This window comes from Klebsiella sp. HMSC16C06 (genome assembly GCF_001808325.1).
Classification (GTDB): domain Bacteria; phylum Pseudomonadota; class Gammaproteobacteria; order Enterobacterales; family Enterobacteriaceae; genus Klebsiella; species Klebsiella variicola.
Genome location: NZ_KV793012.1, coordinates 119244 through 142584 on the forward strand (window position 1 = coordinate 119244; position 23341 = coordinate 142584).

Consider the following 23341-nt stretch of genomic DNA (forward strand, 5'->3'; position numbering starts at 1 on the left):
GTTATTTCAAAATAACTCAAATTTAGCCGGGAATTATATCCCACTGACGACCCCTTGTGTCACGATATTTTTCAGCCGCGCCCGCGGCGTGCGGAGCAAAAGCGTATCGCGATAGCTCCAGTATACTCTCTCTTCTGATGATTATTTGAGCGCGACCTCCGCCAGCAGCAGACACCCGTTGGCACTGAGGGGCTGCAGCTCGCCAGGGGATTCACCGCGCCAGCAGAGACCGCTGCCGGCCGCGCTTCGCTGCCCGGCCAGATCCCACTCGCCCTGAAGAACATAAGCGACTCCCTCAGTAGCAGGGCGTTGCTGGTCGTTTATCACCTTTACTCTCGCCGAGGCACGTCCGCGCTGGGTCATGATATTGAAGTCCAGCCCTGGCTCAACGATCCCGACGCTGGACAGCGCCCATTCGCCGGGGAACGCCCACGGCTGCCAGAGCGTCAGCGGATGGTCGATGTCCCCGCCGCACAGTCGTAGCGGTTGTCCCGCCAGCAGGATGATCACCCGGTCGACGCCGGGGAAGGGGGAAAAAGGACCATCCGCCTGCAAAGTGGCGATGCTGGCTCGCCAGAGAAAGGGGGCGTCTGTGGAAGGAACAGCGATAATTTCCCGGGTGGCACCGGCACCGTTCTTCCACGGCGTGATGGGTAAGGTGGCGATATCAAAAAAAAAGATCATGGTCTGCTCGGCGGAATTCAGAGGGTGGATGGTTTTTGTTACAAGCGTGTCGCAACATGCTTACAAATTATTTACAACAGGGCTCACAAATCCATCATCGAGCGCGTGTGTGGGTTTGTCAATGCTTGTATATACATGAGCAGTCATCTACGAATTATCTTATCGCAGTGACCAGAGCCATCATGACAAAACGCGATCGGGAGAATGAAAATGCAACAGCGTATTACTTTCCGCCAGGCCTGCCTGGTCACCCTGTTTTCGGGGCTACTGCTGTCTGGTGGCTCAACATACGCTAAAGAGTGGAAATCAATCACCATCGCTACGGAAGGCGGCTATGAACCCTGGAACCTGACGCTTCCCGGAGGGAAGTTGAGCGGCTTCGAACCTGAGCTCATGGCGAATTTATGCCAGCGGATGCAGATCGAATGCAAGCTGGTGGTACAGAACTGGGATGGCATGATTGCCGGACTTAACGCCGGAAAATATGACGTGATCATGGACGCTATTGTCGTCACCCCGGAGCGATCGAAGGTCGTGGCGTTTACCCAGGCCTACGCTGCCACGCCGGCCTCTTTCATTGCGGTAAAAGGGTCGCTGCTCCCTCCGTCTCCGACGGTCAAGCTTCATGATGATGAGAAAGAGATTCAGGCGGCGATTGCGCCTCTGCGCGCGGCGTTGAAAGGGAAAACTATCGGCATCGCTTCCGGCACCGTGTACACCCCGTTTATTGATAAGTATTTCAAGGATATCGCTGACATCAGGGAATATAACAACTCAGCGGATGCGATCCTCGACCTGCAGGCTGAGCGCATCGATGCGGTGTTTGATGATATTACCTTTGCCAACACCACCCTGTCGCGACCGGAGAATAACAATCTGGCATTGAGCGGTCCGCTGATGAGCGGGCCGATCTGGGGAGGCGGTGAGGCGATGGGCGTGCGCCTCATCGATACCGATCTCAAAGCGAAACTGGATAGCGCCATTCAGGCGGCGCTGGCCGATGGGACGGTAAAAAAACTGAGCGAGAAATGGTTTAAAAGCGACGTTACCCCCTGAGTGAGGCTCTCATGTTGAATCTTCTGAGTTTTGGTGAAAACGGGTGGGGGACGCTGATCCTCAGTGCCACGCTGACCACGTTGCTGCTGTCGCTCGCCGCGCTGGCCGTCGGTGCCGGGGTAGGCGGCGTCATTGCCGCCGCAAAGCTGTCCCGGCATGCGCCAGCGCGCTGGTTTGGCGCCGCCTGGTCGGTAGTATTCCGCGGTATCCCTGAGTTACTGGTGATCTACCTGTTCTATTTTGGCGGCTCAGGGATGATTTCATGGGTGGGGCGACTGTTTGGCGCTGACGGTTTTATTGAGGTTCCGCCCTTTCTGATTGGCGCCCTGGCGATTGGTTTGATCTCCTCCTCGTATCAGGCGGAAGTCTACCGTGCTGCTCGCCTGGCGCTGATGCCCGGTGAAGTGGAGGCGGCTACCGCTATCGGCATGCCGCACTGGCGGATCCTGCAGCGCATTCTGTTGCCGCAGATTATCCGTTATTCGCTGCCTGGGTTATCCAACGTGTGGCAAATGAGCCTCAAAGATTCGGCGCTGGTATCGGTGACCGGCATCGTTGAGCTGATGCGCGCCAGCCAGATTGCCGCTGGCTCGACCCGCGATTATTTCCTGTTCTATCTGATCGGCGGCGGCTGTTATCTGATCCTGACGCTGCTCTCTAACCGCGCGTTTACCCGGGCGGAGAGCCATCTCAACCGCGCCTGGCTGCGTCGCAGCGCCGCGCAGGCGTAAGGAGCCCGTATGTTTATCGATTTTGCCTTCCTCGGTGAGACGTTATTGAAGCTCGGCGCGGCGCTGCCGGTGACGCTGGGGCTCTTTATTTGCTCTTTTATCCTCGGCGGCGTACTGGCCCTCGGCGTTTTAGCGCTGCGAATGAGCCACTGGCCGCTGGCTAGCGGTTTCGCCAAAGGCTATATCCTGATCTTTCGCGGTTCGCCATTGCTGATCCAGCTGTTTCTCATTTATTACGGGCTGGGTCAGTTTGGGGTGATCCGTCACAGTTTCCTGTGGCCGCTGCTGCGCGAACCCTTTATCTGCGCCGTTCTGGCGCTGGCGCTCTGTACAGCGGCCTACACCGCGGAAATTCTTCGCGGCGGGTTGCTGGCGATACCGCCGGGTCAGATTGAAGCCGGTCAGGCTTGCGGCATGTCGCGCTGGCTGTTGTTGCGGCGGATCATTGCCCCGGTGATGCTACGTTATGCACTGCCAGCCTACTCCACGGAGGCCATTCTGCTGGTCAAGTCGACGGCGCTGGCAAGCCTGGTGACCGTCTGGGACGTCACCGGGGTGGCGCAACAGATTATTCAGCGTACCTACCGGACGATGGAGGTATTCCTCTGCGCGGCGGCCATCTATTTGCTGCTTAATTTCATCATTGTGCAGCTGTACGCCCTGCTAGAACGGCGATTAACGCCGCATACCCGGCAAAACCCGGCGACCGTGTCGCTCAAGCCGATAACCAAAGGAGAGTAAGATGCTCGATTCACGTCCGGTGACCTTATCGGTCAGCGATATTCATAAGTCCTTTGGCTCCCTGGATGTCCTGAAGGGGATCACCATCCAGGCCCGGCAGGGCGATGTCATTTCGATCCTCGGCGCCAGCGGCTCCGGTAAAAGTACGCTGCTGCGCTGCATTAATCTGCTGGAAACGCCCGATGCCGGGGTGGTCAGCGTCGGTGGCGAGACGATTGAAATGAAGCACCACGCCCGCGGGCATCGGCTGGCGGCGAATCCCCGGCAGATAGAGCGCCTGCGTTCGCGGCTGGGGATGGTCTTTCAAAGTTTTAACCTGTGGTCGCATATGACGGTCCTGCAGAATGTCATTGAGGGGCCGCATTATGTGCTCAAACGGGATAAACGGACCTGCATTGAACAGGCGGAGCAGCTTCTGGAGCGGGTGGGGATGTTGAACCGAAAGGATTTCTATCCGGCACAGCTCTCCGGCGGCCAACAGCAGCGCGTGGCAATAGCCCGCGCGCTGGCGATGGAGCCAGACGTCATGCTCTTTGATGAACCCACCTCAGCGCTGGATCCCGAACTGGTCGGCGAGGTGTTAAAGGTCATGCGCAGCCTGGCGGAAGAGGGGCGGACGATGCTGGTGGTCACCCACGAGCTGGGATTCGCCCGCCATGTCTCCAACCGGGTGGTATTTATGCACCAGGGGACGATTGACTGCGACGGTGCGCCTGAGGCGCTATTTGGCACTCAGGGTTCCGCGCGCTTTAAGCAATTTATCTCCAGCCATCAACAGCCAGGACAGGTCGTATGAATATAATCCAGTGGGGCGATGCACCGATACGCTGGCAGGAGGTGGCTTGTGTCGCCCGGGGCGAGGCGATCTTGAGCCTCAGCGAAAGCGCCTGGGCGCGTATCGAGCAGGGGCGGGCGATTGTCCAGCATATCGTTAGCGCCGGTCAGGTGGCCTATGGGATCAACACCGGGCTGGGGGCGCTGTGCAACATTACGCTGCCGGAAGCGCAGTTACACCAGTTGTCGCGCAATACGCTGCTCAGTCATGCCTGCGGGGTGGGGCCGCTGCTGGAGGTCGCCCCAACCCGGGCCATTATGTGCGCCGCGGTGGCCAATTTCAGCCACGGTAAATCCGGTATTTCCGCCAGGATAGTGCAGCAACTGCTGATGTTCTTGCAGCATGGCGTCACCCCCCAGGTGCCCTCTCAGGGGTCGGTTGGCTATTTAACGCATATGGCTCACATTGGCCTGGCCCTGATGGGAGTCGGCGATGTGCTATGGCAAGGACGAACGTGGTCTGCGGCAGAGGTCCTGTCGCAGTTGAATCTGCAGCCCATCGCGCCGGGAGCGAAAGAGGGGCTCAGTCTGGTCAACGGTACGCCGTGCATGACCGGCCTGGCCTGCCTGGCCTTAGACGACGCCGAGCGCTTAATGAACTGGGCCGATGTGACCGGGGCGATGAGCTTTGAAGCGCTGCGCGGCCAGCTTGTGGCGTTTGATGCCGAGATCCTGGCGCTGAAAGCCAGTCCCGGGATCCAGACCAGCGGCCAGCGGCTGCGTGAGCTGCTGGCGGGCAGCCGTCTGCTGGCCGAAAGCGAAGGTCTTCGCACCCAGGATGCGCTGAGTCTCCGCTCGATGCCTCAGGTGCATGGCGCCTGCCGCGATCAGTTTAGCCATGCGCAGACGCAGATAAATATCGAACTTAACGCCTGTACCGATAATCCTCTAATCCTGGGCACCCTTGAGCAGTGGCGGGTGGTGTCCCAGGCGCATCCCCATGGTGAATCGGTGGCAATGGCCTGCGATTTGCTGGCTATTGCCATGGCTGAGCTGGGCGCTATCGCCGAACGACGCCTTGACCGGCTGGTGAATCCTCTGGTGAGCGGCTTGCCAGCGTTTCTGGTCGCCCGACCCGGGGTGAATTCAGGCATGATGATTGCCCAGTACGTCGCCGCGTCGCTGTGCGCGGAAAATAAGCAGCTGGCGCAGCCGGCGGTGCTGGATAATTTTGTTACCTCCGCTTTGCAGGAGGATCATTTAAGCCTGGGTACCAGTGCTGCGCTGAAATTGCAGCGCCTGCTCGGCAACCTCTATCAGATCCTGGGTATCGAATATTTACTCGCGGCCCAGGGGCTCGATTTTCACGAGCCGCAGACGCTGGCGGCGGGTACGCGTCGGGCGCGCGATCTGCTGCGCCAAAGCGTGCCTGGCTGGGAGGAGGATCGCTGGCTGGCACCGGACATCGCCAGCGCAGTGGCTATCCTCAAGCGGAACGCTGGCCACGCGCCGGCATGACGTCACCAGCGAGATAAGTGAGACGGGGCTATTTCCCGTCTTTGCGCCAGGCATCGGCGGTGAGAGCTTCACCGAAGTGGCCGGCGATCAGGCGTCGGGTCAGGTCGTGCAGCGGTGAGGCCAGCACATCGGCAGTGCTGCCGCGCTCGACCACTTCGCCGTTATGCATCACCAGCACTTGATCGCTGATGTGCTTCATCATTCCCAGGTGCTGAGTGACATAGATATAGGAGATGCCCTGTTTCTCCTGCAGCTCCAGCATCAGGTTGATGAGCTGGGAGCGCATCGACATATCCAGCGAGGCCAACGCCTCATCGCAGACGATGACCTTCGGGCGCAGGATCAGCGCCCTGGCGAGGCCGAGACGCTGCTTCTGCCCGGGCGCCAACATATGGGGGTAATAGCTGACGTGGTCCGGCAGCAGACCGACCATGCGCAACGTGTCGATAATCTGCTTCTGCCGCGCCTCGGCGTCGAGGTCGGTATTCAGCCGCAGTGGAAAATCGAGGATCTGCGAGATGCGCTGGCGCGGGTTCAGTGAGGTCGACGGATCCTGAAAGATCATACGAATCTTCTGGCTGCGGTAGGAGTAATCCCCGAAGGTCAGCGGATGGTCGTCGATCAGCAGCTCGCCGCTGGTGGGTTCCACCATGCCCGCCAGCATCTTGGCGAGGGTGGATTTCCCGGAGCCGTTCTCGCCGATAATCGCCAGCGTCTGCCGTTCACGCAGGGTAAAACTCAGCGGCTTGACGGCCTCCACCGTCTGGCGGTGAAACCAGCCGGTGCGGTAGCGAAAGGTCTTACTGAGTTGGCGAACTTCCAGCAATGTTTCGACCATTTCACTCTTTCTCCATGTTCAGCGGGAAATGACAGGCGTACAGATGGTTGCGCGCCCCGGTAAGACGCGGCGTTTCGATACACTCGCGCTGGGCGTAAGGGCAGCGCGGCCCCAGACGGCAGCCGATGGGCAGCTGCTCCAGCAGAGGGATCGCCCCTGGCAGGGTGTTGAGGCGGCTTTTATGCGGCATGGCGCTGCCAAAATCCGGGATCGCGCGGATTAACGCCTGGGTATAGGGGTGATGCGGCAGGGTGACCAGCTCTTCGCTGGGCCCGCTCTCCACCGTCTGCCCGCAGTACATGACGTTGATTTTATCCGCCCATTTGCTGAGCATCTGCAGATCGTGGCTGATCAGCAAAATGGTGGTGTTGTTGTTCTGATTGAGCCGCGTCAGCAGGCGGATAATCTGCGCCTGAGTCGTTGGCTCCATGGCGTTGGTCGGTTCATCGGCGATCAGTAGGCGCGGCTGGTTGGCCAGGGCGATGGCAATCATCACCTTCTGGCACTCGCCTTCGGTCAACTGATAGGGGAAGCTGCGCATGGCATCTTTGTGATCTTTAATGCCGACGCGGTGCAACAGCTCGATGGCCCGGCGCTTACGCCAGCCCAGCCGTTGCCACCAGCGGCCCTTATAGGTCCAGCCGGGGATACTCTGAATCAGCTGCTGGCCGATGCGCTCAGAGGGATCAAGACAGGACTGCGGCTCCTGAAAAATCATCGACACGTTATGGCCGATCAGTTTCCGCCGCTCGCGGTTCGACAGTCGCAGCAGGTCGATGTCATCGAAACGCATGCGGTCGGCGGTGACCCGCCAGTTGTCTTTGGTCACCCCGCAGATAGCTTTGGCAATAAGGCTTTTCCCGGAACCGGATTCGCCCACCAGGCCGCGGATCTCGCCTTCAGTCAGGGTCAGACTGACGCGATCGACGGCTTTCACCCAGCCTTCGTTGGTTCTAAATTCGATAGTTAAGTGACGAATATCGAGTAACGGCATTATTGTACCCCGGCAATGATCGCCCGGCGAATACCGTCGCCCAGCAGGTTGACCAGCAGTACGCTGAGCATAATCGCCGCCCCGGGGAGCATCACGGTCCACGGCGCGACATAGATAAGCTCCAGCGCATCGCCCAGCATGGCTCCCCATTCCGGCGAAGGCAGCTGGGCGCCGAGATCAAGAAAGCCCAGCGCGGCAATATCCAGAATGGCCATCGACAGGGCGCGGGTGATCTCGGTCACCAGACCGGAGGCGATATTGGGCAGGATGGCGAACAGCAGAATGTTCAGCGTCGAGGCTCCATCGAGGCGGGCGGCGATGATGTACTCTTTCTCCAGCTCATCGTGGACCAGGCTGTAGACTGAACGTACCATGCGCGGGAGCAGCGCCAGCCAGACGGCGAACATCGCATGGCTGAGGTGCGGCCCGGCAAAGGCGACGACGATAATCGCCAGCAGCAGCGAGGGAATAGAGAGCAGGGTATCGAGAATATGGTTCATCACTGCCGAGCGCAGGCCGTGAGTCGACCCGGCAATCACGCCCAGCACCAGGCCAAACAGCGTCGCGCCGAGGGTGACGACAAAAGCGCCACCGACGGTTGGCGCCGCGCCGCTCAGCAGCCGGCTCAGCACATCGCGGCCCAGGTCATCGGTCCCCAGGAAGAAGGAGACTTCGCCATAGCGCGACCACGACGGCGGCAGCAACTGATAGCCAAGGAACTGCTGATCGATGCCATAGGGGGCGAACCAGCCGCCGAAGACGCAGAGCAGGAGCAGGCCCGCGCAGCCGTACAGGCCGATCATCGCCGTGGTGTCACCATAGAATTTACGCCATACGGTGCGTAGCGCGCCGGGCGGACGCTTTTCCAGATAAACGCTATCGTAGGGCATACCATTCCTTATGTTTCAGCGGGTTAGCCATGGCACCGAGAATATCGGAAATCACGTTGACGATAATAACCAGTGCGCCAATCACCATGACGCCGGCGGAAATCGCCGCATAGTCCTGCTGGCGGATCGCGTTGATCAGCCAGCGTCCCAGTCCGGGCCAGCTGAACACCATCTCGGTGATCATCGCCAGGGTGAGCATGGTGGAAAACTGCAGGCCGAGGCGCGGGATCACCGGCGGCAGGGCGTTGTGCAGTACATGGCGCAGTAAAATTTTGCGTCGCGACACGCCGCGGGTGGCAGCCGCTTTGACATAGTTGGTGTCATACACCTCGCTGGTGCTGATGCGCATCAGGCGGATCACCTCGGTGGTGGGCGCCACCGCCAGGGTCAGCACCGGCAGCACCATATGCCGTGCGGCGCTGACGATCATCTCATGGCGCCATGGCGAGTCCGAGATCCATGCGTCAATCAGCGCAAAACCGGTGACGGTTTTCACCTCATACAGCAGATCGAAGCGGCCAGAGACCGGAAACCAGCCAAGAGTCAGCGAGAAGAAGAGGGTCAGGAGCAGCGCCAGCCAGAACACCGGGATCGAGAAACCGACCAGCGCGACGGCGCTGATCAGGGTATCAGGCCATTTGTTGCGCATTACGCCAGCGATCATGCCCACCGGAATGCCAATCAGCAGGGCAAAGCCGAAGGCGAGGATGCACAGCTCCATGGTCGCCGGGAACACCTCGCGCAGCTGCTCAGAAATCAACTGGCCGTTAATGCTGGAGACGCCAAAATCCCAGTGCAGCACCCCTTGAAACCAGAACAGCCACGCATTCCACAGGGAGGCGCCCTGTAGCGGCGCATGAGGGGTGAAATAACTCAGGCTGAAGCCGATAAAGGTCAGAAAAAAGAGGGTGACCAGCAGCAACAGCAGACGACGCAGGGTAAAAATAATCATGGTTTTTTCACCTCTTCGGTTTTCTCCCGCGATACGCCAGCGAACGAAGCGTTACCGAAGGGGCTCAGCACGAGGCCTTTCATATCATAGCGATAGGCCTGCAAACGCAGCGAGGAGGCCAGCGGCAGGACCGGCAGTTCGCGGGCGAGGATCCGCTGTGCCTCTTTGTAAGCGTCCATCCGCGAGGAGAGCTGTTGCGAAAGCAGCGCTTTTTGCAGCACGTCATCAAATTCCCGGTTACACCAGTGGGCAAAGTTGGTTTGTGAGGCGATCGCCGCGCAGCTCAGCAGCGGCCGGAAAAAACTGTCCGGATCGTTACTGTCCGTTGCCCAGCCGGAGAGCGTCAGGTCATGGTTCATGTCCATCAGCCGCGCCTCCTGGAAGCGCCCCTCCACCGGCATGATGATCACCTTGACGCCAATCTGCGCCATATCCGCCTGGATCAGCTCCGCCGTTTTCAGCGGGCTGGGGTTCCATGCCTGAGAGCTGGTGGGCACCCACAGCTTGAGGGTCAGATTTTCCAGCCCCAGGGCCTTCAGGCGGGCGCGGGCTTCCTGGGGATTGTACTCAGTAATTTTAGCGTCGTTATCGTAGGCCCACGAGGCGCGCGGTAGCATGGATGCCGCCGTCTCTGCGGTGCCGTAGTAGATGGACTGCATCAGGCGCTGGTTGTTAATAGCCAGCGCCAGCGCATGCCGCACCTCAGGGTTGTCCAGCGGCGGCTTGGCGGTGTTGAAGGCCAGCCAGGCAATGTTCATTCCCGGGCGCAGCGTCAGGCGCAGGCGCGGATCGTCGCGCAGGATCGTCAGCTGGCTGGCGGCGGGCCAGGCCAGCACGTCGCATTCCCCGGTGAGCAGTTTCGACAGTCGGCCGGTACCACCGGAGCCGAGGTCCACCACCACCTGCGGCATCAACGGTTTGCCGCGCCAGTAGTCGGGGTGACGCTGCAGGCGGATATATTGCCCGGAGCGGTACTCGGACAACTGGAACGGACCGGTACCGACCGGCTGGCGATCCAGCTGCTCCTGGCGGTCGTCTTGCGTTAAGCGGGCGGCATATTCGGCAGAGGTAATTGACGCATAGTGAGTGGCCAGATGCCAGAGGAACGAGGCGTCCGGCCGCTTGAGGCGAAACTCCACGGTCTGATTATCCAGCTTACGCACACTCTCCACGCTGTCAGCAAACTGCAGACTGTCGAAGTAAGGGAAGCTGCTGCCGTTGACGTTGTGCCACGGATGGTCGCGGTTAAAAATACGGCCAAAGGTAAAAATCACATCATCCGCGTTGAAGTCCCGCGTCGGGGTAAACCATGCCGTGCGTTGAAACGGGACATGGCGGCGCAGGTGGAAGCGGTAGGTGGCGCCGTTATCAAGGACTTCCCAGCTCTCCGCCAGCTCGGGGACCAGCCGGTAGGTATAGGGATCGACGTCAAGCAGACGATCGTAGATCTGAGCGGCCAGCGTATCGACAATCAGGCCGCTGCTGACTTTCTGCGGATTAAAGGTATTCACCTGGCCGCTGACGCAATAGACGAAACCGCTGTCGCGGATATCGGCGCGGTCAGGGAGCACAGGGGCGGCAAAGGCCTGCCCACACAGCAGGGAAACGGCTGCCAGGAGAGATGACAATTTCAGGCGCATATTTTCTGTTTGATTATAGAGTTGAACTCTATCTTATTAAGATTTATAGACATTCACCACCGCCTTCAACAAGCCTGAGGGATAATGCGGTTACCGGGAGCGTATAGTATTCAGTCAATTGATTAAAATAGTAGCGGAACCGAGTCTGTATATTGAAACATGGTAACTTTTTATCGCCGATATCGCCAGTCAGGTCTGTTTGGCCACGGTTTGCCAGACGATGAAACAGACGCTGACGCCGGGGAGATATATTCAGTATAGCGGGGAGAAAGCAGAGGGACTGACGGGCAGAGGGCGAGCCCGTCAGAAAATTAAACAGAGGGTTTCGCTCGCTTATCGTGACAACGTCACTTTTTGGTAATCCATATTCCGCAGGTCCTCCAGCAGCCCGGGGCCAACCGGCTGCCACTGCAATCGCTCACGGGTCCATGCTGAGCTGGCGCGCAGGTCAAGGGCGGTAAACGGCGCAAACCAGCCGAACCAGGCGTCGACCTGCGACTCATCCAGGTGGGTCAGCGGCAGGTTTAATCCCTGAGCAATTACCGTAGCAATATCGCGTAACGCGATCCCCTCTTCGTCCACCGCATGGTAGCGCTCGCCGGCCGCGCCCTGCAGCAGGGCGCTAACGTACAGTCGCGCGACGTCATTGACATGGGCGGCGGACCAGCGGTTGCTTCCCTCGCCGCGCAGGGCCACCGCCCCGTTGGCGACCGCGCGTTCGATATAGCTGGTCAGTAGCCCCTGGCGCACGGTGTCATGCACCTGCGGCAGGCGAACCACCCGAACATCCACTCCCGCCTCCAGCAGTTGCTGACCGGCGAGCTCAGAGGCGGTGCGCGGGCTGGGGTGCCCTGAGTTGAAGAACGACTCCCGGGCCGGGACGCCGCTCCCGTCGTCGCCCATCAATGTGCCGGAGGTGATGACCAGCGGCCGCGCGCTGCCTTGCAACGCCCGACCCATGGTCAGGATCGCCTGGCGGTCTTTCTCGCAGTTGGCGGCAAAGCGGCTGAAGTCGTGGTCGAAGGCGGTATGGATCACCGCGTCAGCGCCCTCGACGCCAGCCAGTAGCGAGTCCGGAGCGTCCAGCGTGCCGCGGTGCACCTCGACGCCAAGCGCCTTCAGGGTCTGCGCTGCGGTGTCGCTGCGCGCGAGGCCGATAACCTGATGGCCCGACGCCTGCAGGGCCGGAAGAATACGTGAGCCGATAAATCCGCTCGCGCCGGTAAGAAATATACGCATCATGGATCTCCTGAACGGGTTTCAGGCGTATCCTACCTGCGATGTCATACTATAAAAGTAGAGACATTATCGGGGTATAAATTCTAACAGGCAGAACCCACAGGCAGATGATGAACACTTCTGACAACCATGCTTTAGGCGATTTTCTCCGCGCCCGGCGCCAGCGCCTCGATCCGGCGACGTTTGGCTTCCCGCCGGGACGTCGGCGCACGCCGGGGCTGCGCCGCGAAGAGGTCGCGCAGCTCGCCAGTATCAGCCCGACCTGGTATACCTGGCTTGAACAGGGGCGCGGCGGGGCGCCCTCCCGCGAGGTGCTGGAGCGGATCGCCTGCGGTCTGCGGCTGACCACCCCGGAGCGCGAGCATCTGTTTATTCTCGCCTTTGGCCATCCGCCGCAGACGCGTCTGACGGTGACAGATGATATGACGCCGCGGCTGCAACGGGTGCTTGACGCTTTTACCATTCCGGCGATTATCCGCACCGCCAGCTGGGACGTCATCGCCTGGAACGCGGCGGCGGCCAGGGTGCTGACCGACTACAGCCAGCTACCGCTGGCGGAGCGCAACGTACTGCGTCGCCTGTTTACCCGACCTGAAGCCCGCTGCACGCTGGAGGACTGGCAGACGGTGGGGCAGCTTATCGTCAACGCTTTTCGCGCCGACGTCACCCGGATGGGGGCGACGACGGAAACTGACCAGTTGATCGCTGAACTCACGCAGCAGAGCGTTGAGTTCACCCGTTTCTGGCAAAGCCATGACGTCGCCGGCCACGGAGAAGGCTATAAGCGCATTCACCATCCGCAGATGGGCCCGCTCGATCTGGAGTTCACCTCTTTTGCCGTGGAAGGCCGCCCCGATCTGTCGCTGCTGGTTTTCAACCCGGCGACGACGGAGAGCCAGCGCAAAATTCACGGATTGCTTGCGGGGACGGGATCCTCGCCGGGAGCGCGCTGAGGCGTAAATTCGTACAGCGCCAAAGCGTTGCTTTCCAGCGAGTCGACCCGCAGCCAGTGTCCGTCAAGCCGGGCATCTTCCACACTGAGCGCCGGACGAGCCCGATGCATCAACCACTGGTAATCCTCAGCGTCGGGGCCGCTGCGGCTGCGAAAGGCGTCGACCAGCGGGAATAACGCGCCATGATGCTGATCGAACAGGTGCTGTTTGACGCGCCAGCCGCCCTCCAGGCCCTGCAGCCGCACGCTGTAGGGCTGGCTGAAACGCTGGATAAAGGCCGCTTCGCTGGAGAGCCAGGGATTGTAGACCACCGTATTGCGCAGCAGCAGCTGGTAGTGCCCCTGGTGGTGAAGCAACAGCAGGTTTTTATCCTGAAACAGGATCTCGCCGCGCAGCCGCCGCCAGAGCCACAGTACCCAGTAAACCGGGCGAGGCAGCCCGTGCAGATAGTGCAGCGCCAGGCTGGAGGTATCGAGCTTCCCGTTAGCGCGGGCTTCGCCCTGGAGGCCTGAATTTAACCAGAAGCCCGCCAGCCAGACCTGGTCCGCCACCCCCAGCAGATTATCCATCAACAGCGCGCCGCGAAAAAAGCGGCCGTTGGTATCCCGCGTATCGCCGGTCAGGGTATTCCAGGAGAGCAGCCACAGCGGCAGGTTAAGCTGTCGCTGGCGCAGGGCGCTGTGGATCTGCCGCAGCTTGTGCAGCGGATAATGTTCGCTGGAGGCCAGGCGGCTGCTGTCTGCCTGCGCCAGATCCAGTTGTTCGTTGGCATCTGCCTGGCAGGCGAGAAAATCCGCCTCCGCCAGCAGCGGTGAGTGAAACAACGGATCGTTACCGGGATCGCTGGGAGCAAAGCGGTGCCAGATCCCCAGCTGCGGCTGCGGCAGCAGGCGGTGAAGAACCTCGCGCTGCTGGCGCCAGGCGGCCTGGCGAGCCGCTTCGCTCGCCTGCGGCGACCAGTGCCAGACAAAGCGCCAACTGCTGAGCGTCGCCGGCGGAAAATGGTTGGCAGCCAGTTGCAGGAAGCGCTGCAGCAGGTCGCTGCGAGTGGTGACCCCGGTATGCAGGATCACCTGCCAGCCCATCACCGCCAGCCAGCTGAAGATCTGCTGCAGGTTGTACCAGCAGGCGTAGCCGGCCATCTGCGGATCGTCCCAGCCGGTGCCGAACAGGCGGCTGCTGAGAAAGGCGTCGTTGATATCGATGGCATACACAGGCAGGACGCGGTGCAACTGCTCCAGTTCCCGGCGCACGTCCTCCCGCAGCAGATCGTCCAGCTCGCGCACGGTCACCACCATCCGGGTATGGCGCAGCACTGCGGCGCGCGCCGGTCGCTGGTGCAGGTTGATCTCCCGGGTTTGCGGCGGATTGATCAGCAGCGGCTGGCTCTCCCTGTCGGGTGGTTCCGGCTCATTAAGGCGGGCGTAGAGCCGGTCCACGGCCACCGGCTGCCAGCGATCTCCCTGCGGCGGGCGCGGTCGGCCAGGCTCCCGGGGGGACTGCTCGCGATACTGGCGCGGCGTCACGCCATGGTGGCGCTTAAACAGATCGCTCATCATTCGCGTGCTGGCGAACCCCTGTTCGCGGGCAATTTGCTGAACGGGTTTGCGGGTGGTTAACAGCTGGTCGGCGGCGTGGCGCAGGCGCAGCGCGGTGAGGTACTGAACAAAACTGACCCCAACCTCCTTGTGAAACAGGCGTGACAGCCAGGCCTCGGAGACAAACTCTGCGGCCGCCACCTCCTGTAAAGAGAGACGGCGCTGATAGTTGGCGTCGATCCGCGCCACCACGCTGGCTATCCTCCGGCTCCATTTTTCTGAATCGCGCCGCGGCGTGGAGACGATGGGCTGGCTGAAGCGCGTGGCCAGCAGCAGCGCTATCTCGCTCAACCAGCGGTTGGCCTCCAGCCGGTAATGGCCGGGATGATTGACCAGACCGCTCACCAGCAGCTGGCGCATCAGGCGGCGCAGGCCGTCATCGGCATCCCGGGTGCGCGGCGATATCTGGTAGTCGACGGCAAAAAAAGTGGTGTCGAGGCGGGCCAGCCAGCTGGCGGCGAGGGTCAGGATCATCACCGCGTTGCCCCCGGCGCTGCGCAGGCTCCAGCGACGGTTGCGGTTAACGATCGCCAGCTCGTCGACGGCAAGCTGCTGCGGCGCACCTTCCGCCTCCGTTAGATTTACGCTCCCTTCCAGCACCCACAGCAGCGTCAGCAGATCGCTTTCCGGCTGGCTCAGCTGACGCACATCGCGCACGGTGACGCTAAAGTCGCCTGAATGCTGCTCCACATGGCTCTCCTCTGTCGACAAAAAGCAACCGGTTGTTTTTTGTCATAACCGATATGTATGAAAAACACTCATTGATTTCTCGTCAATATAAAACAAAAAACCGCGCCTGAAAGCTGTTTCACCCGCATAAACTCGAAAGTGTCGTGCAAACACAACACAGGAATAAAAAAAATGACACATCCGTTGCTTGAAGCCTTGCAGGTCAACGAGGCGCAATTTATTGCCTTACGTCGCCGGTTCCACCAGCAGCCGGAGATCGGCTTTGAAGAGCATCAGACCAGCAGCGAGGTCGCCCGACTGCTTGGCGAGTGGGGATACGAGGTTCACCGCGGCCTGGCGGGCACCGGAGTGGTGGGCACGCTGCGCGTCGGCCACGGAAAAAAACGCCTCGGCCTGCGGGCGGATATGGATGCCCTGCCGATGCAGGAGCGGAGCGGGAAGCCGTGGGCAAGCCAGGTTGACGGGCGTTTCCACGGCTGCGGCCATGACGGGCACACCACCACGCTGCTCTACGCGGCTGAATATCTGGCGCGCACCCGCCAGTTTACCGGGACGCTGCAGCTGATTTTCCAGCCCGCGGAAGAGCTGTTGTACGGCGGGCGAGTGATGGTCGAGGACGGTCTGTTTGACCGGTTCCCCTGCGATGCCATCTTCGGCTTGCACAATATGCCGGGTCAGCCGCTGGGCAAGATCGGCCTGCGCGACGGGGCGATGATGGCCTCCTCCGATACGCTGCATATTGAGGTGAAAGGCGTTGGCGGCCACGGCGCGGTACCGGAGCATACCGTGGATGCCACGCTGGTCGCCTGCCATATCACCCTCGCGCTGCAGTCGATCGTCTCGCGGAATATCACCCCGTTCGAACCGGCGGTGGTCACCGTCGGCAGCATCCAGGCCGGACACGCGCCCAATATCATTAACGATCACGTGCTGATGAAGCTCACGGTGCGCACCCTCAATGAGCAGGTGCGCGAGACCGTGCTGCAGCGGATCCATGATATCGCCGTGGCTCAGGCGGAGAGCTTCAACGCCACGGCCACGCTGACGCACGTCAACGGCAGCCCGGTATTGCGTAACGATCCGGCGGCCAACGCGATGGTGCGGGAGGTGGCGACATCGCTGTTTGGCGCAGAGCAGGTGGGCGAGGTGAAGCCGTTTATGGGCAGTGAAGATTTTGCCTTCATGCTGGAACAGCACCCGCATGGCAGCTATTTCACCATCGGCGCTGGCGATGAGCCGGATCGCTGCATGGTCCATAACCCGGGCTATGACTTCAACGACGCGCTGTTGCTGACCGGGGCGGCGCTGTGGTGCGGTCTGGCGGAACACTATTTGCGTTAATCACCGGAAACAGGAGGGCCATGCGATGAGCACTGTCACCGTGAGCGACACCCCCTTTGTCGGCAACGATCGCCTGCTGGTGGGGATTGTGCTAAGCGTTTTAACCTTCTGGCTGTTTGCCCAGTCGGTGATTAACGTGGTGCCGGCGATGAAAAGCAGTCTTGATATCTCCCTTGAAACCTTAACCCTGGCCGTCAGTCTCAGCGCGCTGTTCAGCGGCTGTTTCGTGGTTGCCAGCGGCGGCCTGGCGGACAAGTTTGGCCGGATGCGGATGACCACCCTCGGGCTGGGGCTGAGTATCGTCGGCAGCGCCATGCTGGTGGTCGCTCAGGGACCGGGGTTGTTCCTGGCCGGCCGGGTGCTGCAGGGGCTGTCGGCGGCCTGCATTATGCCGGCGACGCTGGCGCTGATTAAGACCTGGTATGAAGGGCGTGCGCGGCAGCGGGCGGTCAGCTTCTGGGTCATCGGCTCGTGGGGCGGCAGCGGTCTCTGTTCCTTCGTTGGCGGGGCCATCGCCACCGGGCTCGGCTGGCGCTGGATCTTCGTCTTCTCCATTGCCGTCGCTCTGCTGGCGCTGTTTTTGCTGCGCGGCACGCCGGAGAGCCGCAGCGCCAGCGCCAGCCAGCATAAGCTGGACGTCGGCGGTCTGCTGAGCCTGATTGCCGCTCTGGTGCTGGTGAATTTGTTTATCAGCAAGGGCCATGGCTGGGGATGGAGCAGTCCGCTGTCGTTGACCATGCTGGTCGGGGCGCTGGCGGCGGGGGCGGTATTTATCCGCAACGGCATGCGCAAAGGCGAGGCGGCGCTGATTGATTTTGCGCTGTTTCGTAACCGGGCCTACGGCGCGGCAGTGCTGTCGAACTTTCTGCTCAATGGGGCGATTGGCACCATGATGATCGCCAGCATCTGGCTGCAGCAGGGGCACCACCTGACGCCGCTGGAGAGCGGGATGATGACCCTCGGCTATCTGGTGACCGTCCTGGCGATGATCCGGGTGGGCGAGAAGCTGCTGCAGCGCTATGGCGCCCGGCTGCCGATGATGGCCGGGCCGGTGCTGACCGCCATTGCCATCGGCCTGATATCCTGCACTTTTCTCGATAAGGCGCTGTATATCGGGGTGGTGTTCGCCAGCAACGTGCTGTTTGGCCTCGGGCTGGGCTGCTACGCCACACCCTCAACGGATACGGCGGTGGCCAACGCGCCGGAGAACAAAATCGGCGTCGCCTCGGGGATCTACAAGATGGGCAGCTCGCTGGGCGGGGCGATGGGTATTGCCGTGACGGCGTCACTTTTCGCGCTGTTTTTGCCGCTGGGCATGGCCCATGCCGCCCAGTATGCCCTGTGGTTCAACGCCGTCTTATGCCTGGGGGCGATGGCGGTGAGCGCGCTGCTGCTGCCGCGCGCCTCTCACAGCTGATGTTTTTTCAGCAGCGCGCGGAGCTGGTGATAGGTTAACCCCAGCAGCTCCGCCGCCTGCTTCTGATGATACTTCGCCTGCTGCAGACTCCGCAGCAGCAGGCGTTTTTCCTGCTGGAGCTGAAAATCGCGCAAATCCAGCGGCAGAGCGGGCAGCTCGTCCCCGGACGCGGCCTCCGGCACGGAGGCCGCGGTCTGACGGAAAGGGTTAAGGATAATGGCGTCCAGCTCGTGCTCGCTGTCGCCGTGGCGATAGACCGAGCGCTCAACGACGTTCTTCAGTTCACGAATATTCCCCGGCCAGCGGTAGCCGAGCAGCGTTGCGGTGGCACGTTCGCTGAAGCCGGGAAACAGCGGCAAACCGAGCTCGCGGCACATCTGAATGGCAAACTGGTTGGCGAGCAGCATGATGTCGCTCTGCCGTTCACGTAGCGGCGGAAGCTGCACCACGTCGAAGGCCAGACGGTCGAGCAGGTCGGCGCGAAAATGGCCTTCTTCCACCATCCGCGGCAGGTCAGCGTTGGTGGCGCACACCAGCCGGACGTTGACCTGCAGCGGCTGGCTGCCGCCCACGCGCTCCAGCTCGCCATATTCAATCACTCTTAACAGCTTCTCCTGCACCAGCATCGGCGCCGTCGCCAGCTCATCAAGAAATAACGTCCCGCCGTCGGCGCGCTCGAAGCGCCCAGGATGGCGCTTGCTGGCCCCGGTGAAGGCCCCGGCTTCGTGGCCGAATAGTTCCGAATCGAGCAAATTGTCGTTCAGCGCCGCGCAGTTCAGCGAGATAAACGGTCCCTGCCAGCGGCTGGAGAGGTAGTGGAGACGGTTAGCGATAAGCTCTTTCCCGGTGCCGCGCTCGCCGATGACCAGCACCGGTTTATCCAGCGGGGCCAGCCGGGAAACCTGTTCCAGCACCTCGAGAAAGCTGTTGGCCTCGCCCAGCAGATTATCCTTGTACTGCGCCATGATGAATTTCGCCATTAAGTAGTGTGATTAACCAGGTGACTGTAGCAATGCCCTGCACAATTCGCAACCACTCTGTTTAAAATCAATAAGATAAAAAGTTGGCACGTCATTTGTATTAGCTAAGCCACAGGTGAATGCCTGAAACCAGAACTATGAGGATTGAAATTATGGGTATTTTTTCTCGTTTTGCCGACATCGTGAACGCCAACATCAACTCCCTGCTGGAGAAAGCGGAGGACCCGCAAAAGCTGGTGCGTCTGATGATCCAGGAGATGGAAGACACGCTGGTGGAAGTGCGTTCCACGTCGGCCCGCACGCTGGCGGAAAAGAAACAGCTGACCCGTCGTATTGAGCAGGCGGTCGCCCAGCAGGCGGAATGGCAGGAAAAAGCCGAGCTGGCGCTGCGTAAAGAGAAAGAGGATCTGGCCCGGGCGGCGCTGATCGAAAAGCAGAAGCTGACCGACCTTATCGCTCAACTTGATCATGAAGTGCAGCTGGTGGATGAAACGCTGGCGCGCATGAAGAAAGAGATTGGCGAGCTGGAGAACAAACTCAGCGAAACCCGCGCTCGTCAGCAGGCGCTGGCGCTGCGCCATCAGGCGGCGAGTTCGTCCCGCGATGTGCGTCGCCAGCTGGACAGCGGTAAACTGGATGAGGCGATGGCCCGCTTTGAATCCTTTGAGCGTCGCATCGATCAGATGGAAGCGGAAGCGGAGAGCCACCGCTTTGGCAAGCAGCAGACGCTGGATCAGCAGTTTGCCGAACTGAAAGCGGACGATGAAATCAGCGAGCAGCTGGCGGCGTTGAAAGCCAAAATGAATCAGTCCAACCAGTAAGTATGATTGCGCGGCGCGGCGTTGCGCCGCGGCTCACCCCCTGTAAGGAGTACACATGAGCATGCTTTTTCTCGCCATTCCGCTGACGCTGTTTGTGCTGTTTGTTCTGCCGGTCTGGCTGTGGCTGCACTACAACAATCGCGGCGCCAACGGCAGTCTGACGCAAAATGAGCAGCAACGGCTGCTGCAGTTGACCGATGACGCGAAGCGGATGCGCGAACGTATTCAGGCGCTGGAAGCGATCCTGGATGCTGAACATCCGAACTGGAGAGACAAATAATGGCCGGACTGGATCTGAATAAAAAACTGTGGCGTATCCCGCAGCGCGGGATGGTGAAGGGCGTTTGCGCGGGCATTGCTCAGCATCTTGATGTCCCGGTGAAGCTGGTGCGTCTGATTACCGTGCTGGCGATGATTTTCGGCCTCTTTTTCTTTGTCCTGGTGGCCTACATCATTTTGACTTTTGCTCTGGATCCGATGCCGGACAGTGAACTGTACGGTCACAAGGCGCCGAGCAATGGCGATCTGCTGGCCGCCGTGGATGCCGAACTGGCCTCCGGTGAACAGCGCCTGCGTGAAATGGAGCGGTATGTGACCTCCGACACCTTTACGCTGCGCAGCCGCTTTCGCCAGCTGTAAATCCTGTTTTTAACGAGTGAGGCAACGCATGAATAGCAAATGGCAACGCGCCGGGCAGCAGGTGAAGCCCGGTCTGAAAATCGTCGGTAAGCTGGCGCTGCTGACCGCGCTGCGTTACGGCCCGGCGGGCGTTGCCGGCTGGGCGGTTAAATCGGTCGCGCGTCGGCCGCTGAAAATGCTGCTGGCGGTGGCGCTGGAGCCGCTGCTCAGCCGGCTGGCCAACCGCGTCACGCGCGGGATGAAATAATGCCGCCGTGGGGAAGGCGCAAAAGGATTAACGTTGTCCTGCTTATCCCCGGCAGATAGCTTATGATGACGAGACATACCTTCAGGGCATAACGGACTGGCGATGAAGCGACTGAAAACTGAATTGAATGCGCTGGTCAACCGCGGGGTTGACCGGCATTTACGTCTGGCGGTGACCGGCCTGAGCCGGAGCGGTAAAACGGCGTTTATCACCGCGCTGGTCAATCAACTATTGAATATCCACACGGGCGCCCGCCTGCCCCTGCTGAGCGCCGCACGCGAAGAGCGGCTGCTCGGCGTCAAGCGCGTGCCGCAGCGGGACTTTGGCATTCCCCGATTCACCTACGACGAAGGGCTGGCCCAGCTGTACGGCCAGCCCCCCATGTGGCCAACCCCGACGCGCGGGGTGAGCGAGATCCGTCTCGCGCTGCGCTACCGTTCGAATGACTCCCTGCTGCGCCATTTTAAAGATACCTCCACGCTGTATCTGGAGATCGTCGACTATCCGGGCGAGTGGCTGCTCGACCTGCCGATGCTGGCACAGGATTATCTGAGCTGGTCACGACAGATGACCGGGCTCCTGCAGGGACAGCGTGCGGAGTGGTCGGCCCGCTGGCGGCAGCTGTGCGCCGGGCTGGATCCGCTGGCCCCTGCCGATGAGGCCCGTCTGGCAGATATCGCTGCCGCCTGGACGGACTATCTGCACGCCTGTAAGCGCGAAGGGCTGCACTTTATCCAGCCCGGGCGCTTTGTCCTGCCCGGTGAAATGGCGGGTGCGCCGGCGCTGCAGTTTTTCCCGTGGCCTGACGTCGACGCCATCGGCGAAGCCAAGCTGGCGCAGGCCGATAAACACAGCAACGCCGGCATGCTGCGCGAACGCTACAAATACTATTGCGAAAGGGTGGTGAAGGGGTTCTACAAAGAGCACTTCCTGCGCTTCGACCGGCAGATTGTGCTGGTGGACTGTCTGCAGCCGCTCAACAGCGGGCCGCAGGCTTTTAACGATATGCGTCTGGCATTGACCCAGCTGATGCAAAGTTTCCATTACGGGCAGCGCACCTTGTTCCGCCGGTTGTTTTCGCCGGTTATCGACAAGCTGCTGTTTGCCGCCACCAAAGCTGACCACGTCACGGTCGATCAGCACAGCAATATGGTGTCGCTCCTGCAGCAACTGATTCAGGACGCGTGGCAGAACGCCGCCTTTGAGGGGATCAGTATGGATTGCCTGGGGCTGGCGTCCATTCAGGCGACCCAGAGCGGGCTGATTGAGGTGAATGGCGAGAAAATTCCCGCCCTGCGCGGCGATCGGCTGAGCGACGGCCAGCCGTTGACCATCTATCCCGGCGAGGTGCCGGCGCGTCTGCCGGGCCAGGCCTTCTGGCAGCAGCAGGGATTTCAGTTTGAAAACTTTCGTCCGCAGGTCATGGATGTCGATCGGCCTTTACCGCACATTCGCCTCGACGCGGCGCTGGAATTTTTGATTGGAGATAAACTGCGATGAGCGAACCGTTAAAACCGCGGATTGATTTTGATGGTCCGCTGCAAGCGGAAAAAATTCCGCCGCTGAAAAGCGCCCGCGCCTTCGACACCCTGGAGGCGGACAACTTCGCGCCAGCGCGGCTGGTGACCGGCGAAGAGGAAGAGGGGGCGGCGGAAGCGGTGGTGGAGTCGGTCCTGCGACCCAAACGCAGCCTGTGGCGGCGGATGGTCAGCGCCGGACTGGCGATCTTCGGCGTCAGCGTCGTGGCGCAAGGCGTGCAGTGGACGGCTAACGCCTGGCAGACCCAGGACTGGATTGCGCTGGGCGGCTGCGTCGCCGGGGCGCTGATCGTCGGGGCCGGCGTCGGATCGGTAGCCACCGAGTGGCGCCGTCTGTGGCGACTGCGCCAGCGCGCCCACGAACGCGATGAAGCGCGCGATATGCTGCACAGTCACGCGGTCGGCAAAGCGAAAGCCTTTTGTGAGAAGCTGGCGCAGCAGGCCGGGCTGGATCAATCGCATCCGGCGCTGCAGCGCTGGTATGCCGCGATCCACGAAACGCAAAGCGATCGCGAAGTGGTGAGCCTTTATGCGCAGCTGGTGCAGCCGGTGCTCGATGCCCAGGCGCGGCGGGAAATCAGCCGTTCGGCGGCGGAGTCGACGCTGATGATTGCCGTCAGCCCGCTGGCGCTGGTGGATATGGCGTTTATCGCCTGGCGTAACCTGCGGCTGATCAACCGAATTGCCACGTTGTACGGCATTGAGCTCGGGTATTACAGTCGTCTGCGACTGTTTCGCCTGGTGTTGCTGAATATCGCTTTCGCTGGCGCCAGCGAACTGGTGCGCGAGGTGGGGATGGACTGGATGTCGCAGGATCTGGCGGCCCGGCTGTCGGCGCGCGCCGCACAGGGCATCGGTGCCGGACTGCTGACCGCCCGCCTCGGGATCAAGGCGATGGAGCTGTGCCGCCCGCTACCGTGGATTGCCGATGATAAACCGCGGCTCGGCGATTTTCGTCGCGAGCTGATTGGGCAGCTGAAAGAGACCCTGCAGAAAAGCAAAACCAGTCCGGAGAAGTAACCTCCGCTCAGAGACATTGCCGGGCGGCGGCTTCGCCTTG

At 60.9% G+C, this 23341-nt stretch carries 23 protein-coding genes; 14 read left to right on the top strand and 9 right to left on the bottom strand.

The genetic code is table 11. The annotated features are described in order from the left end of the window. Positions 1–141 precede the first annotated feature (141 nt). Complete coding sequence (locus tag HMPREF3142_RS19415; protein WP_070612361.1) at positions 142–684, bottom strand: HutD/Ves family protein; 543 nt, start codon at positions 682–684, stop codon at positions 142–144. Positions 685–894: 210 nt separating this feature from the next. Between HMPREF3142_RS19415 and HMPREF3142_RS19420 the strand changes: the two genes are divergently transcribed. Genes HMPREF3142_RS19420 through HMPREF3142_RS19440 form a run of 5 tightly spaced genes read left to right on the top strand, consistent with a single transcriptional unit; the run spans position 895 to position 5504 of the window. After that, positions 895–1740 (top strand): transporter substrate-binding domain-containing protein, encoded by an 846-nt coding sequence (locus HMPREF3142_RS19420; RefSeq protein ID WP_070612366.1) that lies wholly within the window; start codon positions 895–897, stop codon positions 1738–1740. A gap of 11 nt (positions 1741–1751) precedes the next feature. After that, complete coding sequence (locus HMPREF3142_RS19425) at positions 1752–2471, top strand: ABC transporter permease (RefSeq protein WP_038422376.1); 720 nt, start codon at positions 1752–1754, stop codon at positions 2469–2471. 9 nt (positions 2472–2480) lie between these two features. Then, on the top strand, positions 2481–3212 hold the full coding sequence (locus HMPREF3142_RS19430) for an ABC transporter permease (protein WP_012968438.1): 732 nt from the start codon (positions 2481–2483) through the stop codon (positions 3210–3212). Between the two features lies 1 nt (position 3213). Then, on the top strand, positions 3214–4008 hold the full coding sequence (locus tag HMPREF3142_RS19435) for an ABC transporter ATP-binding protein (protein ID WP_008807802.1): 795 nt from the start codon (positions 3214–3216) through the stop codon (positions 4006–4008). Continuing rightward, positions 4005–5504 (top strand): HAL/PAL/TAL family ammonia-lyase, encoded by a 1500-nt coding sequence (locus tag HMPREF3142_RS19440; RefSeq protein ID WP_070612368.1) that lies wholly within the window; start codon positions 4005–4007, stop codon positions 5502–5504. Before HMPREF3142_RS19435 ends, HMPREF3142_RS19440 begins: the two co-directional genes overlap by 4 nt. Before the next feature lie 28 nt (positions 5505–5532). Here HMPREF3142_RS19440 and sapF read toward each other — a convergent pair whose 3' ends face one another. From sapF to HMPREF3142_RS19470, 6 genes are all read right to left on the bottom strand, one after another. Continuing rightward, positions 5533–6342: a putrescine export ABC transporter ATP-binding protein SapF gene (gene sapF, locus HMPREF3142_RS19445; RefSeq protein WP_004140269.1), complete on the bottom strand. Its 810-nt coding sequence runs from the start codon at positions 6340–6342 to the stop codon at positions 5533–5535. Between the two features lies 1 nt (position 6343). After that, entirely contained in the window at positions 6344–7336 is a 993-nt protein-coding gene (gene sapD / locus HMPREF3142_RS19450; protein WP_008807804.1) for a putrescine export ABC transporter ATP-binding protein SapD, read from the bottom strand. Further along, positions 7336–8226 (bottom strand): putrescine export ABC transporter permease SapC, encoded by an 891-nt coding sequence (sapC, locus tag HMPREF3142_RS19455; RefSeq protein WP_008807805.1) that lies wholly within the window; start codon positions 8224–8226, stop codon positions 7336–7338. The genes sapD and sapC overlap by 1 nt, the downstream gene beginning before the upstream one ends. Continuing rightward, complete coding sequence (gene sapB, locus HMPREF3142_RS19460; RefSeq protein WP_008805241.1) at positions 8213–9178, bottom strand: putrescine export ABC transporter permease SapB; 966 nt, start codon at positions 9176–9178, stop codon at positions 8213–8215. Before sapB ends, sapC begins: the two co-directional genes overlap by 14 nt. Next, complete coding sequence (gene sapA / locus HMPREF3142_RS19465; RefSeq protein WP_008805240.1) at positions 9175–10818, bottom strand: ABC transporter substrate-binding protein SapA; 1644 nt, start codon at positions 10816–10818, stop codon at positions 9175–9177. The genes sapB and sapA overlap by 4 nt, the downstream gene beginning before the upstream one ends. A 333-nt stretch (positions 10819–11151) precedes the next feature. Continuing rightward, positions 11152–12060 (bottom strand): SDR family oxidoreductase, encoded by a 909-nt coding sequence (locus HMPREF3142_RS19470; protein WP_162535945.1) that lies wholly within the window; start codon positions 12058–12060, stop codon positions 11152–11154. A 107-nt stretch (positions 12061–12167) separates the two neighbouring features. Here HMPREF3142_RS19470 and HMPREF3142_RS19475 point away from each other — a divergent pair, with 107 nt between their 5' ends. Then, positions 12168–13010, top strand: a complete 843-nt coding sequence (locus tag HMPREF3142_RS19475) for a helix-turn-helix transcriptional regulator (RefSeq protein ID WP_063266945.1) — start codon at positions 12168–12170, stop codon at positions 13008–13010. On the opposite strand, the gene HMPREF3142_RS19480 is transcribed toward HMPREF3142_RS19475, so the two are convergent. Next, the gene (locus tag HMPREF3142_RS19480) at positions 12965–15298 is read right to left on the bottom strand and encodes a helix-turn-helix domain-containing protein (RefSeq protein WP_070612370.1); all 2334 of its coding nucleotides are present in this window, start codon (positions 15296–15298) and stop codon (positions 12965–12967) included. The genes HMPREF3142_RS19475 and HMPREF3142_RS19480 overlap by 46 nt on opposite strands. A gap of 171 nt (positions 15299–15469) precedes the next feature. On the opposite strand from HMPREF3142_RS19480, the gene HMPREF3142_RS19485 reads away from it, so the two are divergent. Together HMPREF3142_RS19485 and HMPREF3142_RS19490 are read left to right on the top strand one after the other, a co-directional pair. Next, complete coding sequence (locus HMPREF3142_RS19485) at positions 15470–16639, top strand: M20 aminoacylase family protein (RefSeq protein ID WP_070612372.1); 1170 nt, start codon at positions 15470–15472, stop codon at positions 16637–16639. 25 nt (positions 16640–16664) lie between these two features. Beyond that, entirely contained in the window at positions 16665–18056 is a 1392-nt protein-coding gene (locus tag HMPREF3142_RS19490; protein ID WP_070612373.1) for an MFS transporter, read from the top strand. Here HMPREF3142_RS19490 and pspF read toward each other — a convergent pair. After that, positions 18047–19036: a phage shock protein operon transcriptional activator gene (gene pspF / locus HMPREF3142_RS19495; RefSeq protein ID WP_162494435.1), complete on the bottom strand. Its 990-nt coding sequence runs from the start codon at positions 19034–19036 to the stop codon at positions 18047–18049. The two genes, HMPREF3142_RS19490 and pspF, sit on opposite strands and share 10 nt — an antisense overlap. Before the next feature lie 152 nt (positions 19037–19188). On the opposite strand from pspF, the gene pspA reads away from it, so the two are divergent. The 6 genes from pspA (at position 19189) to HMPREF3142_RS19525 (ending at position 23301) form a co-directional block, all read left to right on the top strand. Next, on the top strand, positions 19189–19857 hold the full coding sequence (pspA, locus tag HMPREF3142_RS19500; RefSeq protein ID WP_070612376.1) for a phage shock protein PspA: 669 nt from the start codon (positions 19189–19191) through the stop codon (positions 19855–19857). Between the two features lie 55 nt (positions 19858–19912). Then, complete coding sequence (gene pspB, locus HMPREF3142_RS19505; RefSeq protein ID WP_002901911.1) at positions 19913–20137, top strand: envelope stress response membrane protein PspB; 225 nt, start codon at positions 19913–19915, stop codon at positions 20135–20137. Then, on the top strand, positions 20137–20496 hold the full coding sequence (gene pspC / locus HMPREF3142_RS19510) for an envelope stress response membrane protein PspC (protein ID WP_004203911.1): 360 nt from the start codon (positions 20137–20139) through the stop codon (positions 20494–20496). Before pspB ends, pspC begins: the two co-directional genes overlap by 1 nt. Positions 20497–20524: 28 nt before the next feature. Then, positions 20525–20743: a phage shock protein PspD gene (pspD, locus tag HMPREF3142_RS19515; RefSeq protein ID WP_002901915.1), complete on the top strand. Its 219-nt coding sequence runs from the start codon at positions 20525–20527 to the stop codon at positions 20741–20743. A 102-nt stretch (positions 20744–20845) separates the two neighbouring features. Further along, the gene (locus HMPREF3142_RS19520) at positions 20846–22243 is read left to right on the top strand and encodes a YcjX family GTP-binding protein (RefSeq protein WP_008805233.1); all 1398 of its coding nucleotides are present in this window, start codon (positions 20846–20848) and stop codon (positions 22241–22243) included. After that, the gene (locus tag HMPREF3142_RS19525; RefSeq protein WP_008805232.1) at positions 22240–23301 is read left to right on the top strand and encodes a YcjF family protein; all 1062 of its coding nucleotides are present in this window, start codon (positions 22240–22242) and stop codon (positions 23299–23301) included. The genes HMPREF3142_RS19520 and HMPREF3142_RS19525 overlap by 4 nt, the downstream gene beginning before the upstream one ends. The last annotated feature ends 40 nt before the right edge of the window (positions 23302–23341 follow it).